Source organism: Ruegeria sp. BJ6 (assembly GCF_056537885.1).
Genome location: NZ_JBQFSG010000004.1, coordinates 198,612 through 220,151 on the forward strand (window position 1 = coordinate 198,612; position 21,540 = coordinate 220,151).

18 protein-coding genes are annotated in these 21,540 nt (G+C 59.2%); 8 read left to right on the forward strand and 10 right to left on the reverse strand.

The features are described from left to right. Nucleotides 1-87 precede the first annotated feature (87 nt). The gene (locus ACR0D6_RS11685; protein WP_480765621.1) at nucleotides 88-2,103 is read left to right on the forward strand and encodes a M3 family metallopeptidase; all 2,016 of its coding nucleotides are present in this window, start codon (nucleotides 88-90) and stop codon (nucleotides 2,101-2,103) included. A 69-nt stretch (nucleotides 2,104-2,172) separates the two neighbouring features. Here the strand turns inward: ACR0D6_RS11685 and ACR0D6_RS11690 are convergent, their stop codons facing one another. The 6 genes from ACR0D6_RS11690 to ACR0D6_RS11715 form a co-directional block, all read right to left on the reverse strand. After that, complete coding sequence (locus ACR0D6_RS11690; protein WP_480765622.1) at nucleotides 2,173-3,105, reverse strand: 2-hydroxyacid dehydrogenase; 933 nt, start codon at nucleotides 3,103-3,105, stop codon at nucleotides 2,173-2,175. Between the two features lie 16 nt (nucleotides 3,106-3,121). After that, entirely contained in the window at nucleotides 3,122-4,261 is a 1,140-nt protein-coding gene (rodA, locus tag ACR0D6_RS11695; protein WP_170654792.1) for a rod shape-determining protein RodA, read from the reverse strand. Then, on the reverse strand, nucleotides 4,258-6,204 hold the full coding sequence (gene mrdA, locus ACR0D6_RS11700) for a penicillin-binding protein 2 (protein WP_480765623.1): 1,947 nt from the start codon (nucleotides 6,202-6,204) through the stop codon (nucleotides 4,258-4,260). The genes rodA and mrdA overlap by 4 nt, the downstream gene beginning before the upstream one ends. Then, complete coding sequence (locus ACR0D6_RS11705) at nucleotides 6,201-6,737, reverse strand: rod shape-determining protein MreD (protein ID WP_480765624.1); 537 nt, start codon at nucleotides 6,735-6,737, stop codon at nucleotides 6,201-6,203. The genes mrdA and ACR0D6_RS11705 overlap by 4 nt, the downstream gene beginning before the upstream one ends. Continuing rightward, a complete protein-coding gene (gene mreC / locus ACR0D6_RS11710) occupies nucleotides 6,730-7,632 on the reverse strand; it encodes a rod shape-determining protein MreC (protein WP_480765625.1) in 903 nt (300 codons plus the stop codon). The genes ACR0D6_RS11705 and mreC overlap by 8 nt, the downstream gene beginning before the upstream one ends. Nucleotides 7,633-7,693: 61 nt before the next feature. Beyond that, nucleotides 7,694-8,740 (reverse strand): rod shape-determining protein, encoded by a 1,047-nt coding sequence (locus tag ACR0D6_RS11715; RefSeq protein ID WP_039523195.1) that lies wholly within the window; start codon nucleotides 8,738-8,740, stop codon nucleotides 7,694-7,696. 155 nt (nucleotides 8,741-8,895) lie between these two features. On the opposite strand from ACR0D6_RS11715, the gene ACR0D6_RS11720 reads away from it, so the two are divergent. Together ACR0D6_RS11720 and ACR0D6_RS11725 are read left to right on the forward strand one after the other, a co-directional pair. Next, nucleotides 8,896-9,690 carry a 23S rRNA (adenine(2030)-N(6))-methyltransferase RlmJ gene (locus ACR0D6_RS11720; protein WP_480765626.1) on the forward strand — a complete coding sequence of 265 codons (795 nt, stop codon included), beginning with the start codon at nucleotides 8,896-8,898 and terminating at the stop codon, nucleotides 9,688-9,690. A 108-nt stretch (nucleotides 9,691-9,798) separates the two neighbouring features. Next, nucleotides 9,799-11,535 (forward strand): adenylate/guanylate cyclase domain-containing protein, encoded by a 1,737-nt coding sequence (locus ACR0D6_RS11725; protein ID WP_480765627.1) that lies wholly within the window; start codon nucleotides 9,799-9,801, stop codon nucleotides 11,533-11,535. Nucleotides 11,536-11,586: 51 nt separating this feature from the next. On the opposite strand, the gene ACR0D6_RS11730 is transcribed toward ACR0D6_RS11725, so the two are convergent. Next, nucleotides 11,587-13,161, reverse strand: a complete 1,575-nt coding sequence (locus tag ACR0D6_RS11730) for a 2-isopropylmalate synthase (protein WP_480765628.1) — start codon at nucleotides 13,159-13,161, stop codon at nucleotides 11,587-11,589. A gap of 251 nt (nucleotides 13,162-13,412) precedes the next feature. Beyond that, nucleotides 13,413-14,879 carry an MORN repeat-containing protein gene (locus tag ACR0D6_RS11735; RefSeq protein ID WP_480765629.1) on the reverse strand — a complete coding sequence of 489 codons (1,467 nt, stop codon included), beginning with the start codon at nucleotides 14,877-14,879 and terminating at the stop codon, nucleotides 13,413-13,415. Between the two features lie 157 nt (nucleotides 14,880-15,036). Here ACR0D6_RS11735 and ACR0D6_RS11740 point away from each other — a divergent pair, with 157 nt between their 5' ends. Then, nucleotides 15,037-16,698 carry an NAD+ synthase gene (locus ACR0D6_RS11740; protein ID WP_480765630.1) on the forward strand — a complete coding sequence of 554 codons (1,662 nt, stop codon included), beginning with the start codon at nucleotides 15,037-15,039 and terminating at the stop codon, nucleotides 16,696-16,698. 395 nt (nucleotides 16,699-17,093) lie between these two features. Next, nucleotides 17,094-17,306 (forward strand): hypothetical protein, encoded by a 213-nt coding sequence (locus ACR0D6_RS11745; RefSeq protein WP_480765631.1) that lies wholly within the window; start codon nucleotides 17,094-17,096, stop codon nucleotides 17,304-17,306. Nucleotides 17,307-17,420: 114 nt separating this feature from the next. On the opposite strand, the gene ACR0D6_RS11750 is transcribed toward ACR0D6_RS11745, so the two are convergent. Then, complete coding sequence (locus tag ACR0D6_RS11750; protein ID WP_170654814.1) at nucleotides 17,421-18,353, reverse strand: MBL fold metallo-hydrolase; 933 nt, start codon at nucleotides 18,351-18,353, stop codon at nucleotides 17,421-17,423. 107 nt (nucleotides 18,354-18,460) lie between these two features. Between ACR0D6_RS11750 and ACR0D6_RS11755 the strand changes: the two genes are divergently transcribed. Then, nucleotides 18,461-18,895: a DUF1801 domain-containing protein gene (locus ACR0D6_RS11755; RefSeq protein ID WP_480765632.1), complete on the forward strand. Its 435-nt coding sequence runs from the start codon at nucleotides 18,461-18,463 to the stop codon at nucleotides 18,893-18,895. Between the two features lie 100 nt (nucleotides 18,896-18,995). Next, complete coding sequence (gltX, locus tag ACR0D6_RS11760; protein WP_480765633.1) at nucleotides 18,996-20,321, forward strand: glutamate--tRNA ligase; 1,326 nt, start codon at nucleotides 18,996-18,998, stop codon at nucleotides 20,319-20,321. A gap of 83 nt (nucleotides 20,322-20,404) precedes the next feature. Here the strand turns inward: gltX and ACR0D6_RS11765 are convergent, their stop codons facing one another. Continuing rightward, nucleotides 20,405-20,974, reverse strand: coding sequence for a gamma-glutamylcyclotransferase family protein (locus ACR0D6_RS11765; RefSeq protein ID WP_480765634.1), 570 nt, complete (start codon nucleotides 20,972-20,974; stop codon nucleotides 20,405-20,407). 95 nt (nucleotides 20,975-21,069) lie between these two features. On the opposite strand from ACR0D6_RS11765, the gene ACR0D6_RS11770 reads away from it, so the two are divergent. Next, nucleotides 21,070-21,516: an RrF2 family transcriptional regulator gene (locus ACR0D6_RS11770; RefSeq protein ID WP_480451399.1), complete on the forward strand. Its 447-nt coding sequence runs from the start codon at nucleotides 21,070-21,072 to the stop codon at nucleotides 21,514-21,516. Nucleotides 21,517-21,540: the final 24 nt, after the last annotated feature.

Here is a 21,540-nt window from a genome sequence, read left to right on the forward strand (position 1 = left end):
TACAACGACAGAATTTGTCGGTTCACCCCCTTGGGCTCTGGACCATTTCCCATTGCCTTCCTAGCTTGACGGGCAAAGGAGAACCCCATGACCAACCCGATCCTGTCCAACTGGGATACCCCGTTTGAACTCGCACCGTTTGTCGAAATTTCGGATGAAGATTTTGCGCCCGCGCTGGATCAGGCGCTGAAGGCGCATAACGCTCAGATCGACGCGATTGCTCAAACTGATGAACCTCCGACTTTCGCCAACACGATCGAAGCACTGGAATCTGCCGGTGAAGAGCTGGATAAGGTCCTGTCCGTGTTCTTCACGGTTGCCGGGGCGGACAGCAATCCCCGACGCGAGGAATTGCAGCGCGATTTCTCACCCAAGCTGGCTGCACATTTCGCGGCGATTTCGTCCAACAAGCCGCTGTTTCACCGGGTGGCAGACCTTTGGAACCGGCGAGAGGACCTTGGTCTGACGGCCGAGCAGGACCGGGTTTTGATGCTGACACACCGGAGTTTCGTGCGCTCTGGTGCGGCGTTGCAGGGGGCAGACGATGAGCGCATGAAGCAGATCATGTCCCGGCTGGCGTCTCTGGGTACGTCCTTCACCCAGAACCTGCTGGCGGATGAACGGGATTGGTTCATGGAACTGACCGAGGATGATCTGGATGGTTTGCCAGACTTCGTCATCAATTCCGCCCGCGCTGCCGGGCAGGAAAAAGGTGCCGATGGGCCGATCATAACCCTGTCCAGATCGCTGATCGTGCCGTTCCTACAATTTTCGCCCCGCCGTGATCTGCGTGAGGTGGCGTATCGCGCCTGGGTGGCGCGCGGGGCGAATGGTGGTGAGACGGACAATCGCGACATCGCGGCCGAAACCCTGTCGCTTCGCGAGGAACGGGCCAAACTGCTGGGTTATCAAAACTTTGCCGGGTTCAAGCTTGAAACGGAAATGGCCCGAACACCGGACAAGGTGCGCGCGCTTCTGATGCAGGTTTGGCAGCCCGCGAAACAGCGTGCCGAGGCGGATGCCCAAGTTCTGACGCAGATGATGCAGGCCGATGGTGTCAACGGCCCTCTGGAGGCCTGGGACTGGCGGTACTACGCGGAAAAGCGGCGCAAGGCTGAACATGACTTGGATGAGGCTGCATTAAAGCCATACCTGCAACTGGATCGGATGATCGAGGCTGCTTTTGCCTGTGCCAACCGTTTGTTCGGGCTGGAGTTTGCGCCACTGGATGTGCCGCTTTATCATCCGGATTGCCGGGCATGGGAAGTAACCCGAAACGGACAGCACATAGCGGTTTTCATAGGCGACTACTTTGCCCGTGGTTCCAAACGATCAGGCGCGTGGTGCAGCGCGATGCGCAGCCAGGCCAAATTCCCGAAGGTACAGGCGCCCGTCGTTATCAACGTCTGTAATTTTGCCAAGGGCGATCCTGCGCTGCTGTCCTATGACGATGCACGCACGCTGTTTCATGAGTTCGGTCATGCGCTGCATCAGATGCTGTCCAATGTCACATATGAGAGCATCTCGGGCACAAGTGTGGCCCGTGATTTCGTGGAACTTCCCAGCCAGCTTTATGAACACTGGCTGGAGGTTCCCGAGGTTTTGGGTGAGTTTGCAACCCATGTAGAAACGGGCCAGCCAATGCCGCAGGATATGTTGCAGAAGGTTTTGAAGGCGGCAAATTTCGATCAGGGGTTCCAGACGGTCGAATATGTGGCCTCGGCTCTGGTCGATCTGGCCTTTCACGATGGTCCGGCCCCAGCTGAACCGATGGCAAAACAGGCCGAGGTTCTGGCCGAAATCGAAATGCCCCACGCCATTGGAATGCGGCATGCGACCCCGCATTTTGCTCATGTGTTCGCAGGCGACGGCTATAGTTCCGGTTACTACAGCTACATGTGGTCCGAAGTCATGGATGCCGATGCCTTTGCTGCCTTTGAAGAGGCGGGCGGTGCATTCGATGCCGAACAGGCGCGGGCGCTAGAGGAGAATATTCTGTCAACCGGTGGGTCGAAGGAAGCAGAGGATCTGTATCTTGCCTTCAGGGGTCGGTTGCCCGGTGTCGAAGCATTGCTGAAGGGGCGCGGGCTGATTGAGGCCTGAAGGGTTGGCGCCTGCGGCGGGGTATTTTTAGCAGGAGGAAGGGGCGCGCGCGCCCCTTCCGGCATGTGATCAATAGCCCAGATTCCTGTCTACCAGATGCAGAAGAGGGGCGCCTGTCTCGTGCCTGCGGATGTTCTCGCAGATTACCTGCGCGGCGGTGGCGGGGCGTGTTTCCGACGCGATATGCGGAGTGACAGTCAGGTTTGGATGTGCCCAGTAGGGGTGGTCGCGCGGCAGCGGTTCTGTTCGGAAGACGTCAAGCGTGGCATGGCCGATCTGGCCGTCATTTAGTGCTGACAATAGCGCGTCGTCATCTATCAGGGGACCGCGGCCCGGGTTGATGATCGTTGCGCCACGCGGAAGCCAGTGCAAGGTTTCCGCGTTTAGAGTATTTTCGGTAGAAGACGTGTTGGGCAAAAGCAAAACGGCGATCTCGGCCTGGCCCAACGCCTGACGCAGACCGTCCGGACCGTGCAAGCACTCGACGCCGGGGATGTTTTTAGGCGTTCGGCTCCAACCGGTAACGCGGAAGTTCAGGGCAGACAGGGCCCGGGCCGATGCCTCGCCCAACGCGCCGAGCCCCAGCACGCAGACGGTGCGGTCCGTTGCAAGCGGGGGAACGTCCTGACGCCATTCGCCGTTCAGCCCGTGGATATGAGCGTCCATGCCCAGGTGATGGCGCAGGACATGGCCCACGACCCATTCGGTCATTCCCTGCGTCAGGCCGTGATCAACCATCCGCGAGAGTGGAACGGTCAGGGTTTCGTTATCGGCAATGCTCTCGACCCCGGCCCACAGGCTCAGCACCGCCTTGAGGCGCGTGAAGGGCCTGAAATCGCTTAGCCCGCCATTTGGTGCATAGACCACATAGTCGACGTCTTCGGGCGGGAATTCAGTTCCCAGCGTGAAATCCAGACCAGCATCGGTCAGGCCACGCGTCAGCAGAGGCTGATAGACCGGCCAAAGGGCAGGGCGCGCGGAAAACAGGATGTTGATGGGCATTGGCCTGACCTTTTCATCAGCGTGGGCGATGGACGTTTGCGCTTTGTACGATGCCGAAGGCGGCCATGAGGACCAGCATGGCCGACCCGCCATAGCTGACCATGGGCAGTGGGACGCCCACAACCGGTGCAAGCCCCATGACCATCGACATGTTCACGGCAAAGAACAGGAAGAAATTCAGAGATATGCCGAGTGTCACCAGCGACGAGAACCTGTCTTTTGCGGCCATTGCCGTGAACAGGCAGAAAATCAGGATCAGAGCATAAAGGACGAGCAGCGAAATACCCCCGACAAAACCGAACTCTTCGGCAAGGGTGGTGAAAATGAAGTCTGTGTGCTTTTCCGGCAGGAAATTCAGGCGGGACTGGGTTCCCTGCATGAACCCACGCCCGTTCCAACCGCCCGATCCCAGCGCGATTTTGGACTGCGTGATGTGATAGCCCGCACCCAGCGGATCGGTCGATGGATCAAGGAAGGTGTCGATACGCCTGAACTGATAGTCCTTGAGCAATTGCCAGTCAGTGCCGCGGCTTTTGAATACGGCGGTGATCAGCCCGCCCACAGCAGCAATGACCGCAGCAAAATAGGCCCAGTGCACGCCCGCAAGGAACATGAGGCCACCCCCTGCGGCAAGCAGCAGAATGGATGTGCCAAGGTCCGGTTGGCGCAATACCAGCAGCGTGGGAAGGATGATCAGACAAACGGGGATCAACACCCAGAGCGGGCGCGAGGTCTTATGTTCTGGAAGCCAGTCGTAATAGGCCGCAAGCAGCATCACCAGCGTCACCTTCATCAGCTCAGATGGCTGCAGACGCATGAAGCCCAGATCGATCCAGCGCTGGGCGCCCATCCCGACGGTGCCGACAAGATCGACTAGGACAAGCAGACCGATGGAAACCAGATAGGCCAGAACAGACATGTTCCGCCAGAACCAGATCGGCACCATGGCAACGATGAACATCGCGGCCAGCCCGATACCAAACCGCTCAATCTGGGGCTCGGCCCACGGTGTCCATGATCCTCCGGCGACCGAATAGAGCATCAGAAAACCGGCGCTTGCCACACTGATCAGCAACAGCGTAAGCGGCCAGTTCATGTACAGAATCTTGCGGAACCCCGACGGCGTGGATTTGACAGCGTATTCAAGATAGCTCATGCGCGGTCCTTTTCGTCAGGACGCGCTTTGGGGCGCCGGTCGCCTTCCAGTTTCTTTTGCTGTTCTTTTATGCGTTCACGGTCGCCCGCCGGATAAGCCTCAAGCGGCGGTGTACCGCCATAAAGGGCTTGCAGCATCACATCCCGAGCTACCGGAGCCGCAGCCTTGGATCCGCCTCCGCCGTGTTCGACCACGACCGATATTGCATATTTTGGTTTGTCGAACGGTGCAAAGCAGACAAACAGGGCGTGGTCACGACGCTCCCACGGCAGGTCTTCGTTGCGGATCACACCGGCGGCGCGCTCGGCGGCGGTGATGTTGCGGACCTGGCTGGTGCCGGTCTTGCCTGCCATGCGGAATTCATCGGCGATGATCCGGCTGCGATACGCGGTGCCGCGACGGTCGTTCGACACCGCATACATCGCCTGTTGCACCTGCTGAAGGTTATAGGGGTTGATGTCCAGCGGCTCACCCGCACCCGAAGGCTGTTCGATACCGTTGACCGATCGCACCAGTCGAGGTGTCACCGCGCGCCCCGTCGCGATACGGGCGCTCATCACTGCCAGTTGCAGCGGAGATGCCAGCATAAAGCCCTGTCCGATGGAGGCGTTAGCAGTGTCGCCCACCAGCCAGTCCTGACCGTGAACGCGCGATTTCCATTCCTGATTTGGTGCCAGCCCCTCGGCCACAGCGGACATCGGGATGTCATGCCGGATACCCAGCCCGAATTTACGCGCCATCTCCGATATCTTGTCGATACCGACACGCAATGCGACGTCGTAGTAATACACGTCACAACTGCGCTTGAGAGAGGTCAGCAGATCGACCATGCCATGGCCACCCCGTTTCCAGCAGTGGAAACGCCGGCTGCCGACCTTGAGGTAACCGGGGCAGTAAACGGTATTGCCGGGGCTGACCACTCCGGCCTCCAGCGCCGCCAATGCGGTGATCATCTTAAAGGTTGAGCCGGGCGGGTAGGTGCCCTGCACCGTCTTGTTGGCCAGAGGGCGGTATTTATCCTGCGTCAGCGCGCTGTAGTCGGCGACTGAAATACCGCGCACGAACAGGTTAGGATCAAAACTGGGCGACGAGCTGATGGCGCGGATGTCTCCGGTTTCGCAGTCCATCACCACGACCGCAGCACTTTCGCCGCTCAGCCGGGCCTGCGCATATTGCTGAAGATCGGCATCGACCGACAGCTGCAAATCTGCACCGGGCTGACCTTCGCGCCGGTCCAGTTCCCGCATGACCCGACCGGTTGCATTAACTTCAACCCTTTTGGCGCCAGTCTTTCCGCGCAGATTGTCTTCCTGTTTCGCCTCCAGCCCGACCTTGCCGATCTGGAACCGGGGGATACGCAGAACCGGTTCGGGGTCGGTCATCTGGCTCAGGTCGTAATCGCTGACCGGGCCCACATATCCGACGACATGGGCAAAATCCTCGTAGCGGGGGTACTGGCGGGTCTGACCAACCTCGGGTGTAATGCCCGGTAGCGCCGGGGCGTTGACGGCCACTTTTGAGATGTCTTCCCAAGTCACCTGATCGGCCAGCGTCACAGGCAGAAAGGGGGCCGAGCGGCGCATCTCGTTCCGGGCGCGCTCGATTTCATCTTCGTTCAGCGGGATGAGGCGGGACAGGTTGGCGATTACCTGATTTACGTCCCCGGCATCCTCGCGGACGATAATGATGCGGTAAGATGGAGAATTCTGGCCAATGATCTGACCGTTGCGGTCATAAATCCGCCCGCGTGTTGGCGGGATAAGGCGTATGTTGACCCGGTTTTCCTCGGCCAGCAGGCGGTACTGATCCGCCTGATCGACCTGCATGTACCGCATCCGCATGGCCAGCGCGCCAATAAACCCGGCCTGAACGCCCCCAAGAACCAGCGCCCGGCGCGAGAAGCGCTTGTAAACCCGACCTGCTTCCTTGGGATTCCGTTTCATGCCCGACCTCCCAGTGCCTCGGAAGCGGATGCCGACAGTCTGCGCACCCCAAGAACGTTCTGAGTGACCAGGATCGCAATCGGATAGACCGCGATTGTCATCGCAAGCTGCACAACTGTTGGCCAAAGGGCGGCTTGTTCAACCGACAACAGTGCAAGGATTACGCGGTTTGCAGCGAATATGGCCACAAGCACAACGCTGACGGAGCTCCATTCCGCCGCGAAACCCCCGTCGCGCATACCGGGCGCGGCGGATCGCAAGTAAGCCGATCCCCCGACCACCAGCGCAGCCATTAGGCCGGGCGGTCGTTGCAACAGCAGATCGGCCATCAGCATGACCGCGGCGATACTGAGTGTCGGCACGTAATCGGGACGGCGCAACACCCAAGCCATCGTCAAGGCGATCAGAAAATCGGGAAACGGCCATCGATCCGGCTGCGTATCAAGCGGCAGCAGATGAAAAAACAGGACCAGCATCGCCAGACAGACGTACAATCCGCGCATAAACCAGAGATGCGTCTGATGTTTATCCATCTGCGGCATCCTCTGACGTCAGAGTGGCCTCGGGACGAACCGGTCCGACGATCCCGCCCGGATCCCGGATCGGTTCGGCGGAATGGTAACGCAGCACGCGTAAGAACTCCAACCGCTCGAAATCAGCCGAAAGGCGAACGCGCAGTCTGCCCCCTGGGTCCATCGCGACCTGACCGATCAGCAGCCCGGCAGGAAAAACGCCACCGTCGCCCGACGTAATCACCCGGTCACCGGGACGAACGAGTTCGCGGTTTTCGAGAAATTCGATGGCGGGTGAAGGCGTGTTATCCCCGGTGACAAGTGACGTCTGGCCGGACGGCTGAATGGTCGCGGGTATCGCGCTTGAGGCATCGGTCAGAAGGATCACGCGTGACGTGTCCGGACCAACACCGGAAATTCGACCCACCAGCCCGATACCGTCCATTGCGGCCCAGCCATCGACGATGCCGTCGCGGCTGCCGACATTCAGCACAACGGATTGCCGGAACGGCGAGCCGCTGTCGGCCATTACCACGCCGGTCACATAGGTCAGGCGCGGATCTAGGCGCACATTGTTCAGATCCAGAAGCCGCGCGTTTTCCTGTTCCAGCTGCAACGCCGCTTCTTTCCAGGCCCGCATCTGCCGCAATTCGCTGCGCAGTTCGCGGTTCTGTTCGCTCAGACGCTGGTAGCTTTGGAAATCCCTGACCAGATTTACACCTGCCGTGACCGGAACCATGGCCCATTCCATCGACGGCACCACCTTGTCGACGACCTGAGCGCGAAAGCGTTCGACCCGCGGGCTGTCGATCCGCCAGACAAGGAAAATCCCGACAAGGCACAGCAGGACAATCCCCAGAAGCAACCGGCGCAGGGGGGCGGTATAGTCCTCGCGCTGTGAACGGTCCTTTGCCACAGGACTCCTTCCGGTGCTGCTCGCGCCGTGTTTTGGACCCTCTGGTCAGAGGGTGCGCGCCTCAGCTTTCGTAGTCAATCGCGTGGCGCAGTTGTTTTTCGTATTCCAGCGCTTTTCCGGTGCCAAGCGCCACACAATTCAGACTTTCGTCCGCAATTGAGACGGCTAGACCGGTCTGCTCGCGCAGCGCAAGATCCAGATCGCCCAGCAAAGCGCCGCCGCCGGTCAGCATCACGCCCCGGTCCACGATATCCGCCGCCAGATCGGGCGGGGTGGTTTCCAGCGCGGTCATTACGGCTTCGCAAATCTGCTGGACAGGTTCGGACAGAGCCTCGGCGACTTGAGCCTGGCTGATCTCGATTTCTTTGGGCACGCCATTCAACAGGTCGCGGCCGCGAATATGCATGGATTGCCCACGCCCATCATCGGGCATACGCGCGGTACCGATGGTGGTCTTGATCCGCTCGGCGGTGGACTCACCAACCAGCAGGTTCTGCTGACGGCGCAGATACGAGATGATGGCCTCATCCATCCGGTCACCACCTACGCGGACTGAGCGCGCATAAACAATATCGCCCAGCGACAGAACGGCTACTTCGGTTGTACCGCCACCGATATCGACAACCATGTTACCGGTCGGATCGGTGATTGGCATGCCCGCCCCAATGGCCGCAGCGATGGGTTCCGCAATCAGGCCCGCTCGACGGGCGCCTGCGGACAGAACCGACTGACGAATGGCGCGTTTTTCAACAGGGGTGGCCCCATGGGGAACGCAGACAATGATCTTGGGTTTCGAAAAGGTCGAGCGTTTGTGCACCTTGCGGATGAAATGCTTGATCATCTCTTCGGCGGTATCGAAGTCCGCGATCACACCTTCGCGCATCGGGCGGATTGCTTCGATGGAACCGGGCGTCCGGCCCAGCATCAGCTTGGCGTCCTCACCTACGGCCAGAACCTTTTTCACGCCGTCCTTGACGTGATAGGCCACAACCGACGGTTCCGACAGGATCACTCCGCGCCCTTTGACATAAACCAGCGTGTTTGCCGTACCAAGGTCAATTGCCATGTCCGCTGTGAACAGGCCGCCCAGATTGCCAAAGATGCCCATGTTTTTCCTGATCCCGTTAGTCAGAATTTCTACTGCCCGCGACTCGACGGTTCCGGGACGCATGTCTTATAGGGTGCCATCTCGCCCGGTAAAAGGGCTGATTCCGCGTAAATCAGCGCTATTCCGCCTCATTTGCAAGGACATTAGAAGGCAACATGCTCTCTTATCAACACATTTACCACGCAGGTAATCTGGCCGATGTACAAAAGCACGCGTTGCTGGCGTGGATGTTGGCCTATCTGACCCAAAAGGAAAAGCCGCTGAGCTACGTTGAAACGCATGCGGGCCGCGGGCTGTACCAGCTGGACGCCGCCGAGGCACGCAAGACGGGTGAGGCGGCGGCGGGCATCGAGCGCGCGCAGCGCGAAACGTGGTTCGGCCCCGAACATCCTCTGTCACGCGCGTTGAGTGCCGTACAAGACCGGCACGGCGCAGCGGCCTACCCCGGATCGCCACTAATTGCCGCCAGTCTTTTGCGGGCGCAGGACAGCCTGCATTTCGCAGAACTTCACCCGCAGGAATACGCGGCCCTCAACGGAGTCATGGCTGCGCAAAAGGCCAAAGTTTATCGCCGGGACGGCTATGAGCTTGCGCAATCGTTGCTGCCCCCCACGCCACGGCGCGGATTGATGTTGATTGATCCCAGCTATGAGGTGAAATCGGAATATGACCGGTTGCCCGGCCTGATCGCAAAGATGCACCGTAAATGGAATGTCGGGGTGATTGCCCTGTGGTACCCGATCCTGACGGACGGGCGTCAAAAGACCATGGTCGCGGCGCTGAAACAGCAAAACCTGCCCGGGGCCGTCTGCCACGAGGTCCGTTTCCCGGCAGTGCGCGAGGGGCATCGGATGGTGGGATCCGGCATGTTCGTGATCAACGCACCATTTGGTTTTTCCGAAGAGGCTGCCGCGCTGGACCAACTGTTCGACAGTCTGGGTACTGCTTGACGCCGTTTGCGCAGGATCACTCGGCAACGTACGCACGCTATGGGTGAACATTCAAAAATTCTTGTTTGACAGGGCCGCGCGGCGCTAGAATTGCAGAAAGGGGGGGCCATGGAGCGCCGACTTGCTGCCATTCTTGCTGCCGACATGGTGGGTTATAGCCGGTTGATGGAAGCCGATGAGCAGGGCACACTGGCCCGCCTCCGGGCCCATCGGATCGAACTGATCGACCCCGCGATTCAGAAAAACCGCGGAACCGTTATCAAAACCACAGGGGATGGAATGTTGGTCGAGTTTTCCAGCGCCTGTGATGCGGTTGCCTGCGCCGTCGAAGTCCAGAGCAGGATGTCACGCAGAAACACGGACGTGCCCGGGGAACAGCGCATTCAGTTCCGCATTGGTGTCAATCTGGGCGATATTATTTTCGAGGATGGCGATATCTTCGGCGGCGGCGTGAACGTCGCCGCACGGTTAGAGCAATCGGCGGAGGCCGGTGATGTGCTGATCTCGGGCGCTGTGCACGAACAGGTTTCGGGGCGGATGGACCTGCAGTTTCAGGATCTTGGCAATCTCAGCCTCAAGAACTTGTCGCAGCCGGTGCATACCTTTCGTATCGAACTGGACCGGCCTGCCGATCAGGACCTGACCGCGCCGCAGGAAGAGGCAACCAGGGTTGTCAAACCATCGATCGCGGTGCTGCCGCTGGAAAACATGAGCGGCGATCCCGAGCAGGAGTTTTTTGTCGATGGCCTGACCGAGGACCTCCTGACGGAACTCAGCCGCAGGCACGAGTTGTTCGTGATCTCGCGCAATTCCAGTTTTGTTTATAAGGGGCAGGCAGTAAACGTCCGCGACGTGGCCGAAAAATTGGGCGCGCAGTACATTGTCGAAGGCAGCGTAAGAAAGGCGGGCAACCGGCTGCGGGTGACCGTGCAATTGATCGACAGCCAGACCGATGCCCATATCTGGGCCGAAAAATACGATCGCGACCTCGACGACATCTTTGCCATTCAGGACGAGGTGACAGCGGCGGTCGTGGCAACGCTGCCCGGGCGCATCGAGGCGTCGCAACAAGAGGGGCTGGCCCGCAAGAAGCCGTCGAGCTTTGCCGCCTACGAGTGCGTTCTGGCGGCCAAAGTACTGCATCACCGCAGCACCCGTGAAGATAATATCGAGGCGACCAGACTGATCGATCGCGCCATCGAACTGGACCCCGACTATGCCCATGCCCACGCCTGGAGCGGCTGCATTCGCGGTCAGGCTTGGGGATACGGGTGGTGTGACGATCGTGACGAAATGCTGGCGCTTTGCGAGGCTGCGATCCTCAAGGCGGCTTCGCTGGATGACAACGACGCCGATGTTCACCGGCTGATGGCGGCGGTCGAGATTCTGCGCAACAATCTGGACCGCGCCCGCTATCATCAGGACAAGGCGCTGTCGCTGAATCCGAACTACGACCTTGTCGTCGTGCAGATGGGAGAGTTGCTGACCTGGTCAGGGGACCCCGACGAAGGGGCCGAATGGATACTCAAGGCAATGCGGCTGAACCCCCATTACCCGGCCCGGTTCTGGAGCCATCTTGGCCGGGCCCGGTTCTGTGGCCGCCATTACGAACAGGCAATCGACGATTTCTCGCATCTGCCCGCTTTGGACATCACGCAGAACGCCTTTGTCGCCGCATGTCACGGCTGGCTGGGGAATGAGGCCGGAGCCAGACGTCATGCCGATGCGATCCGTTCAGCCGATTCCGGTTTCAAACTGGATGATCTGGCCGCCACCCTGCACTATGGGCGAGACGAGGATCTTAAGCATTTTCTGGACGGGGCAAAAAAGGCCGGACTGGCGTAATACGCAATCCGGCCTTGATGTTTCAGGACATTCGACAGGCCGCACAGCCCGTCACGTCAGATCCTTATAGCTGATCTCGCGCGCATCCGCGCCCGGACCGGTTTTTTCACGTCGCACGATCAGGCGGTTGAGTGCGTGGATATAGGCTTTGGCGGATGCCACAACGGTATCGGTATTGGCCGACTGACCGGTTGCGATCATGCCATCCTCTTCCAGCCGGACCGACACAGTTGCCTGTGCGTCGGTTCCTTCGGTCACCGCATGGACCTGATAAAGCTGCAGATGTGCCGTGTTGGGATGGATGATGCGAATTGCCCGGAATGTGGCGTCCACCGGACCATCGCCATGCTCGGTGGCGGTGACATCCTGTCCGTTCACCTCCATCTCGACCGTTGCTTCAGCCTGACCGCCGGTACCGCAGGTCACTTTCATCGAAACAAGCTGCAGGCGGTCATCGCCATCATCGTCGTCCAGCGTCATCAGCGCGATGATGTCGTCGTCGAACACCTCTTTCTTGCGATCCGCCAGATCCTTGAACCGTACGAAGATATCCTTGAGTTGGTTGTCGCCCACCTCATAGCCAAGGGTGTTCAGCTTGTCCCGCAACGCCGCGCGGCCGGAATGCTTGCCCAATGGCAGGGAGGTGCCGGACAGTCCCACATCCTCGGGGCGCATGATCTCGAAATTGTCTCGGTTCTTGAGCATCCCGTCCTGATGGATGCCGCTTTCATGAGCAAAGGCGTTCTTGCCAACGATGGCTTTATTGAACTGCACGTTGAATCCCGACACGGTGGCGACCCGCCGCGAGATGTGCATGATCTTGGTGGTGTCGATGCCGGTGTGATACGGCATGATGTCGTTGCGTGTGCGCATCGCCATCACGACCTCTTCCAGCGCGGTGTTGCCGGCACGTTCACCCAGACCGTTGATCGTGCATTCGATCTGGCGCGCGCCGCCGATAACGGCAGCAAGCGAGTTCGCCGTCGCCATGCCCAGATCGTTGTGGCAATGCGTTGCAAAGACAACCTCGTCCGCACCCGGAACGGTTTCGATCAGACGCTTGATCAGGTCAGCCGATTCCAGCGGCGCGGTGTAACCCACAGTATCCGGAATGTTGATCGTGGTTGCCCCCGCCTTGATGGCGATCTCGATCACGCGGCACAGGTAATCCCACTCGGTCCGGGTCGCATCCATCGGCGACCACTGCACGTTTTCACACAGGTTGCGCGCATGGCTGACGGTGGCGTGGATCTTATCGGCCATTTCGTCCTTAGTCAGGTTCGGAATGGCACGGTGCAGCGGCGAAGTACCGATAAAGGTGTGAATCCGGCTTTTCTCGGCGTGCTTTATCGCCTCCCAGCAGCGGTCGATATCGGTGATATTGGCGCGGGCCAGGCCGCATATACGGCTGTTCTTCGAGCGCTCTGCGATTTCCGCCACAGCCTTGAAATCACCCTCAGAGGCGATAGGGAACCCGGCTTCGATGATATCGACGCCCATGTCGTCCAACAGCTCGGCGATTTCCAGCTTTTCAGTATGCGTCATCGTCGCGCCGGGGCTTTGTTCGCCGTCGCGCAAAGTAGTGTCAAAGATCAAGACGCGGTCTTGGTCGGTCACGTTGGTCATGTCGGTGTCTTTCTGTTCTGTCCTAAAGCCATTTGGCGCGCGGGCGTCCTCCTCTGAGCGGGCGCGCCGGATGGCACGCTCAGAGGCGGATTAGGATCAGTAGGCCACGCAGATCGGTACCGCGCAGCGCGGAACCGGAAAATGGGATATCGGCGTGGTTGATCATGGAATCGAGTTATACAGCGCCAATTCGGAATGAAAAGAAAGAAAATACCGCAAACCGGCCCGTGGGCTTGTCTTTCTGAACGGATTTATCCGTCTGACGCTTCTGATCCGTCCTGAGCCGGACTCGCTTCGGGCGCCTGAGTTCCGGAATCCGTGTCTTTCTGTTCTGTCAGGGCGCCATTTTCCCAGACGCCGGTTTCTTCCTGACCATCGGAATAGCGCATTGTGCCTTCGCCCTGACGTTTTCCGTCCAGGAAATTCCCTTCATAGACATCGCCATTGGCATAGGTCGCAACGCCAAATCCGCTGATTTTTCCATCGGTCCACCCGCCGGCATACTTAAAGCCGTCGGCCATGACGATCTCGCCCTGCCCATGACGCCGACCCTGGTCGTATCCGCCGGTATAGACCGAGCCGTCCGGGTATGTTGCCTTGCCCTGACCCTGCCGAGCGCCATCGACCCAGTCGCCGTCGTACCGGTACCCGTTCGTATATGTCATGACGCCCTTGCCGTGATTGCGGGCATTCCGGAACTGGCCCTTATACACAATGCCGTCGGCATAAGCCGCGGTGCCGGTTCCTTCGATCACGCCTGCAACCCAGTCGCCGTCATAGCTCGATCCATCGGGATAGGTGATCCGCCCTTTGCCATCCGCCAGATCGGCTTTGAAGTCACCGACGTATACGGACCCGTCGGGATAAGTGACCTCTCCCAGCCCTTCGATCTGACCGCCGGACCAACTGCCGCTGTATTTATATCCATCCGTTCCGGTGAACGTACCGTCGCCGTGGCGCTGATCGTCCGAGAACTGGCCTTCGTAAACGTCGCCATTTGCGTAAGTGACCTTGCCGGTCCCTTCGCGCCGCCCGGCCACAAGCTGGCCTTCATAGACATCCCCGTTTGCCTGCGTCAGGTGGCCGGAGCCTGTAATCTGCCCCTCTGCCCAGTCGCCGGTATAGATCATCCCGTCCGGTAATGTCAGACTGCCCTGACCATGGCGCTGATCCGCCATCACGTCGCCTTCGTAGATGGCTCCATCGGGATAGGTGATCTTGCCCTTGCCCTGTTTCAGGCCGTCGACCCAGTCGCCTTCATAGACATATCCGCCGGGGTCTTTCATCATCCCTTGGCCGTGATGCCGGGCGTCCTTGAAACCACCTTCGTAGCGCACACCGTTTGCATATTCGGCCACGCCGGTGCCGTTGATCGCGCCGTCCGACCAGTCTCCTTCATAGGTGCCGCCGTCGGCATAGATGATTTTGCCCTTGCCCTCGGGCTTGCCGTTTACGAAATCACCTTCGTAGACCGACCCGTTGGGATAGCGCGCCGTACCCTTTCCGCGAATCTCTCCCTCGACCCATTCACCTGAATATTCAAAGCCGTTCGGCAGTTTATAGGTGCCGGTTCCGTGGCGCAGGCCCTTTTCAAAGGTACCCTCGTACACACCGCCAACCTCGTCGTCCTTGGTCACGATCTGCCCGTCCTGGGCAAGTGCACCAAAGGCCATGGCTCCTGACATTGCAGTTGCCAGTGTCAAACGGATCATCTTCATGGTCTTTCCTGCCTGCCCGGTTTTAAGCTGTTTCCCGATCGTTTGCGCAAAACTAAGGTACCTGCGGACGCCGGGCAATGTCTTTTGCCGCATTTGCCTTCCACTTGCGGCGTGATCTGATAAATGGCTTTGGGACTGACGAGGGCATGAGGGCAATATGGCCGACCGTTTCCGCATTACTCTGGCACAGCTCAACCCAACGGTGGGCGATATCGAAGGCAACGTGGCCAAGGCCCTTGCCGCCTGGGAACAGGGGCGCGAAGCCGGTGCCGATCTGGTTGCGCTGCCGGAAATGTTCGTGACCGGCTACAATACGCAGGACCTCATCATGAAACCGGCCTTTCATCAGGCTGCCATCGCTGCGGTCACCGATCTGGCGGAACGCTGCAAGGATGGCCCTGCGCTGGCGATCGGCAGTCCCTGGACCGAAGGCGACCAACTCTACAATGCCTATCTGATCCTGAAAGGCGGCAAAATCGCCAGCAAGACCCTCAAACATCACCTGCCGAACGAAACCGTTTTCGACGAAGTGCGCCTGTATGACGCCGGTCCTCTGGGCGGCCCCTATTCGGTTGGAAATACCCGCATCGGCAGCCCGATCTGCGAGGACAGCTGGCACGAAGATGTGGCCGAAACGCTGGCTGAGACCGGGGCCGAGTTCCTGCTGGTGCCGAACGGGTCCCCCTATTTCAGAAACAAATACGACGTGCGGATCAATCACATGGTGGCACGCGTGGTCGAGACCGGGCTGCCGCTGATTTATCTGAACATGGTCGGGGGACAGGACGATCAGGTTTTTGACGGCGGCACATTTGCGCTGAACCCCGGAGGTGAACTGGCTCTGCGCATGCCCGTATTCGACGAGGCCGTCACCCATGTTGATCTTGAACGTGGCGACGATGGCTGGCGCATTACGCCGGGCGAATTTGCTCCGCAACCGGATGAGTGGGAACAGGACTATCGCGCCATGGTTCAGTCCCTGCGCGACTATATGGGCAAGACCGGCTTCAAAAAGGCAGTTCTTGGTCTTTCGGGCGGCGTCGATTCGGCGCTGGTTGCGGCAATCGTGGTGGATGCCATCGGTGCCGAAAATGTCCGCTGCGTTATGCTGCCGTCTGAATATACCAGCCAGGGTTCTCTCGACGATGCCGAGGCCGTCGCCAAGGCTCTGGGAGTCCACTACGATTACGTTCCGATTTCTGACAGCCGGTCCGCTGTGTCATCGACGCTTGCGCCTTTGTTTGAAGGGCACGAAGCTGACCTGACCGAGGAAAACGTGCAATCCCGCCTGCGCGGCCTGCTGCTGATGGCGATCTCGAACAAGTTCGGAGAGATGTTGCTTACAACCGGCAACAAATCGGAAATTGCCGTCGGTTACGCCACTATCTACGGAGATATGAATGGCGGGTACAATCCGATCAAGGACCTGTACAAAACCCGCGTGTTCCAGACCTGCCGCTGGCGCAATGACAATCACCGGGACTGGATGATGGGTCCTGCGGGCGAAGTGATCCGGTCATCGGTCATCGACAAGCCGCCAAGCGCCGAGTTACGCGAAGATCAGAAGGACAGCGATAGCCTGCCAGACTATCCGGTGCTTGATGCCCTGCTGGACATTCTTGTCGATCAGGATGGTTCGATTGCCGATTGTGTTGCCGCCGGTTTCGAAGAAAACATCGCCAAAAAGGTCGAGCATCTGATTTATATCAGCGAATACAAACGCTTTCAGTCGGCCCCCGGCACGCGCCTGACGCGCCGTGCATTCTGGCTGGACCGGCGCTATCCGATCGTCAACAGGTGGCGTGACAGCGGGCAGTAACGCAGCAGATCGATAGCGGCTGCTCTGAGAGTCGTTAACCTCAATTCTTCAATCTGGCTGGTCAGTCGACATTGTTTCGAATGTGGCCGCATGATGGCAGTCAGCGTCAAGGGGCTGATGCCCTTTAACTTATTGAAAAGTTTGAAGTACACGCCGAAAATTGAAGGCGCGATAGGAGCTTTGCCACATTTTAGCCACAATTAAGAACCAAAGTTGCCTCAAGTGGGGCAAATGTGACGCAATGCAGCCAGAGAAGTTGCGGCATCGGTCATTCTTAGGTGGTGTGGACGCGCTTTGGGCATAGCCCGACAGGTGTGTGTCAGTTGAAGATAGTTGGTGCGAATATGTTTAACGATTACGAAAAATCCCTTCACGGGCCTATCAAATGGAAAACCATGGAATCGCCGGCACGTGAACTGGACGAAGCGGGCACAGATGCCGCAATCGCGGATTTGATGCGCAGCGAAGCCCGGGCACAGACTCCTTCGTCGGCAACCCGGACCCGCCCGGAATTCCCTCCGTTGGCCCCTTGTGATGACCCTGAACCGAACAGTGATTTGTCCGTTTTGGATGCAGTGAAACGGAAATGGGCTGCGTTTGCGGCCTGAGTTTTAATCGGGCTGCAATTTCAGAGATACTCCTCACCAGCGGAACCCGGCCACAGCTGGGCGACAACGACACAAGTCGTATCGCCCGTGTGACCGGATTAGCGCCGATGCGGTTCAGCCCATCAACTGATAACTGACCGGGACAAAGCGGAAGCCGTCGCCTCGTTTCTCAACATAACCAGCTGCCGGGAAGGGCATGTGATAGCCGATCATCGGCACCCGGTCGGCGGCCAGAAGACCCAACACATCTCGCCGCGCGGCGGTGGCCGCAGCCTTGTCCATATCGAATTTGACCTCCCAGTCCGGATGCGCGAATGACCAAACATAGTGGTTGGCCAGATCGGCTGTCAGGATCAGTCGCTGCCCGTTGTTTTCCAGGTGATAAACCATATGACCGGGCGTATGCCCAAATGCCGCCTTGGCGGTGACCCCGGACACAACGTCGCCGCCGTCCTCGATAAAGGTCATTTTCTCGGCCAACGGCGTTACCTTTTCGGCAACCAGATCGCCGACCCGATTTCCCGCGTCCTGCGCCGCCCAGAAATCATACTCGGCCGCTGCGGTGACATAACGTGCATTCGGAAAGGTCGGTGCGCCGTCGGTTGTCATGCCGCCAATATGGTCAGGATGCATATGCGTCAGAACCACGACATCGATGGCATCCGGGGCAACACCGGCCTCGCTCAGGGCTGCTTGAATGCCACCCTGACCAAGGCCGGTGTCAAACAACACAAGCTCGGACCCGGTGTCGACAAGCGTCGGGGTGAAAAAGAACTGGGCCTGATCAGCAGGAATGAAGTTTTCCGCAGAAACACTGGCGAATTCCTCATCCGAGGCACCGCCGCCGAATATCTCCTTTGCGCCGTCCCGTGGAAAGCTGCCGTCGAGCAGGGTGGTGACCGTAAAGTCGCCCAGCTTGAAGGATCGGGTATTCGGGGTCGCGGATTTGGGCTCTGAACCGGCGGCGCGCGCGGGTGTCACGCCTGCTGCCAGTGGAAGGGCAACTGCAGCCCCCAGTGCCGAGCGACGGGTAAGTTTGATGGCCATGTAATGAACTCCCTGTCTGATCTGATGACTGATACATAGAACGCGTGGAATGCTCTTCCAGCCTGTCCGGGGCTGTGCTCCTTGTATTCACATGGTACCGTCGCTTTATGGCAAACAGCAGTAACAAAACAGTGCCCACCGATCAGAGCGTCGAAGCGTTTCTGGCGGGCGTGCTGCCCCAAAGCAAAGCAGATGATGCGCGCAGGCTTGATCAGCTGTTTCGTAAGGTGACCGGTTTCACGCCCCTGATGTGGGGGCCGTCGATGGTCGGGTATGGCAAGTATCACTATCGCTACAAAACGGGCCGCGAGGGGGACTTTCTGGCGACCGGTTTTTCCCCGCGCAAAGCGGCGCACTCAATCTATATCATGCCAGGATATGCCGATTTCGGGGATATCCTGTCCCGTCTGGGAAAGCACAAGCTGGGCAAATCCTGTCTGTATGTGAACAAACTTGCCGATATCGATCTGGATGTTCTGTCGGAACTGATCCGCGCCGGGCTGGACGATCTTGACCGGCTCTGGTCCGTCGAACCGACCTGAACGTCAGTTCGGATGGTGCTCCAACCCCATGGTGCCGAAGGGTGTTCGGCTGGACAATTGGCCAATCCTGTGACAAGAGCCGCGCCAACAGGAGACACCCATGACAACCACCCGTTTCGCCCCGTCGCCCACCGGTTACATCCATGTGGGCAACTTGCGTACCGCCCTGATGAACTATCTGATCGCCCGCAAGGCGGGCGGTACGTTCATTTTGCGCATCGACGACACAGACCCCGAGCGGTCGAAGGAAGAATATGTCGACGCGATCAAGCAGGACATGGAGTGGCTGGGCCTTCACTGGGACCGGATTGAGCGTCAGTCGGACCGACTGGATCGTTATGCCGAGGCTGCCGACAGGCTGCGCGAAATGGGCCGGTTCTATGAGGCATTCGAGACACCGACCGAGTTGGACCTGAAGCGCAAGAAGCAACTGAACATGGGCAAGCCGCCGGTCTATGACCGCGCCGCGCTGAACCTGTCAGATGCCGAAAAAGAGGCGTTGCGCGCCGAGCGTGGCAATGGTGTCTGGCGCTTCAAGCTGGATCACGAGCGGATCGAGTGGACCGACGGCATTCTGGGCGACATATCGATCGATGCGGCTTCGGTCTCTGACCCGGTGCTGATCCGCGGCGATGGTCAGGTTCTCTATACGATTGCATCGGTGGTTGATGACACCGAGATGGGTGTGACCGATGTTGTGCGTGGCTCGGACCACGTGACCAACACGGCCACGCAAATTCAGATCATCAAAGCGCTGGGCGGGACGTGCCCACGTTTCGCGCACCATTCGCTACTGACCGGCCCGCAAGGCGAGGCGCTGTCGAAACGTCTGGGCACGCTGGCCTTGCGCGATCTGCGAGAGCAGGGCGTGCAGCCGATGGCGCTGCTCAGCCTGATGGCGCGGCTGGGTTCTTCCGATCCGGTTGAGCTGCGCGCGGACATGGCTGAACTTATCGAAGGGTTCGACGTGAACCGTTTTGGCGCAGCGCCCACCAAGTTCGATGTGCAGGACCTGTTTCCGCTGACAGCGAAGCACCTTCAGTCGCTGCCTTTGGCAAACGTGGCCGAAGCAGTGGCCGAGGCTGGCGTTCCGACAGAACTGGCCGAGCCGTTCTGGGCCATGGCCCGGGAAAACATCACCACGTTGGGCGATCTGAAGGGCTGGTGGGAGTTGTGTCGCGACGGGGCCGAGCCTCTGATCGCTGATGAGGACCGCGAATTCATTTCTCAGGCCATGACATTGCTGCCCGATGGACCGTTTGACGGAGAAACCTGGGGCTCCTGGACCAGCGCCGTGAAAGAGGCGACGGGCCGCAAGGGCAAGGGCCTGTTCATGCCGCTACGCAAGGCACTGACCGGCATGGAGCGTGGGCCGGAGATGGCGACGCTGATGCCGTTGTTGCAGGTGATCCGCGCCCGGGGGTGATGAGACGCGCCTGACGGAGTGCCTCCGGCGGCCGTATATTGAACAAGGTGAAGGGGTGGGCGCTGCGCCTGCCCCTTTTCGTTCTAAGCTGGCAGTCCGATTCTGGCGGAAATTTTGTGAAGGCGGTCGTCCACGAAATCAGTCTCAGCGGGTTTGAGTTGCTGATGGCGCGGGTATCTGGGCTCTGCCCGGTCGTTCAGGATCGGAGCGTCCCAGCCGTCCGTGGTGGCAAAGAAACGGTCCGCGCCTTCCGGGCCGAAGGCGCGCAGATAGCCCTGAATGACCACGTCGATATAGCTGAGCAGGATCGGATGCCCCTCGGACGGGTCGCGATGCCGGTGTTCGGGCACGGCATAGACCGCAATCTCGACCTCATGCGACAGGGGGTGCGCGACCGATCGTGTTGTCGGGATACGGTCATAAGCCCATTCCCGTTCGTCCAGCGCGGCCCAGTCATTTCCGGGCACATGCGCGATCATGCCGTCGATTTCACTGTCCGGGTCAGGGACGGCAGTCAGAAAGGCAACGGCTCGCAGGTCGGTATGCCGCCAGGCGCGCCTCCATCCTTGCAATCGGGCCGGGCGCGGATCGGGAAAGTCGTGAGTGGCAAGGTTCACCAAGCTGCCATAGCCAAAGAAATAGGGGTCTGCCATGCGATGTGACGTCCTTTGAGCAATTGATGTATGTCAAACCGTTTTTTTGAAGCACATGCAATATGGGTTCGTCTCGAAATCTGAGGAGAGTACCCATGCGTATTACCAAAAGGACGAATATCGCTGTCCGCCTTCTGATGTATTGCGCCGCCCACCAGGATCGGTTGGTCACGAAATCCGAGATCGCCGAGGTTTGCAACATTTCGGAAAACCATCTGGCGCAGGTCATCAATCAGCTGAGCCAGCTCAAGTACCTGAGCACGCAGCGCGGCCGCAATGGCGGCATGTCTCTGGGTCGGCCCGCCGATCAGATCAGAATTGGCGAGGTTTTTCGCCACGTGGAAGGCGGCCTACCGATTGCCGAGTGTTTTGCTGATGCCGACAACACCTGCCCGTTGACCGATGCCTGCCGGTTGCGGCTTGCACTGCAGGATGCGGCTCAGGCGTTTTATGCATCGCTGGACGAGATCACGCTGGACGCCCTGGTTTGTGACAATACTCAGTTGCTGAAGATTTTGCAGCCGGTGGCCTGCGTTCGCTAAAGCGTATCCGGTATTGCCGAAGAC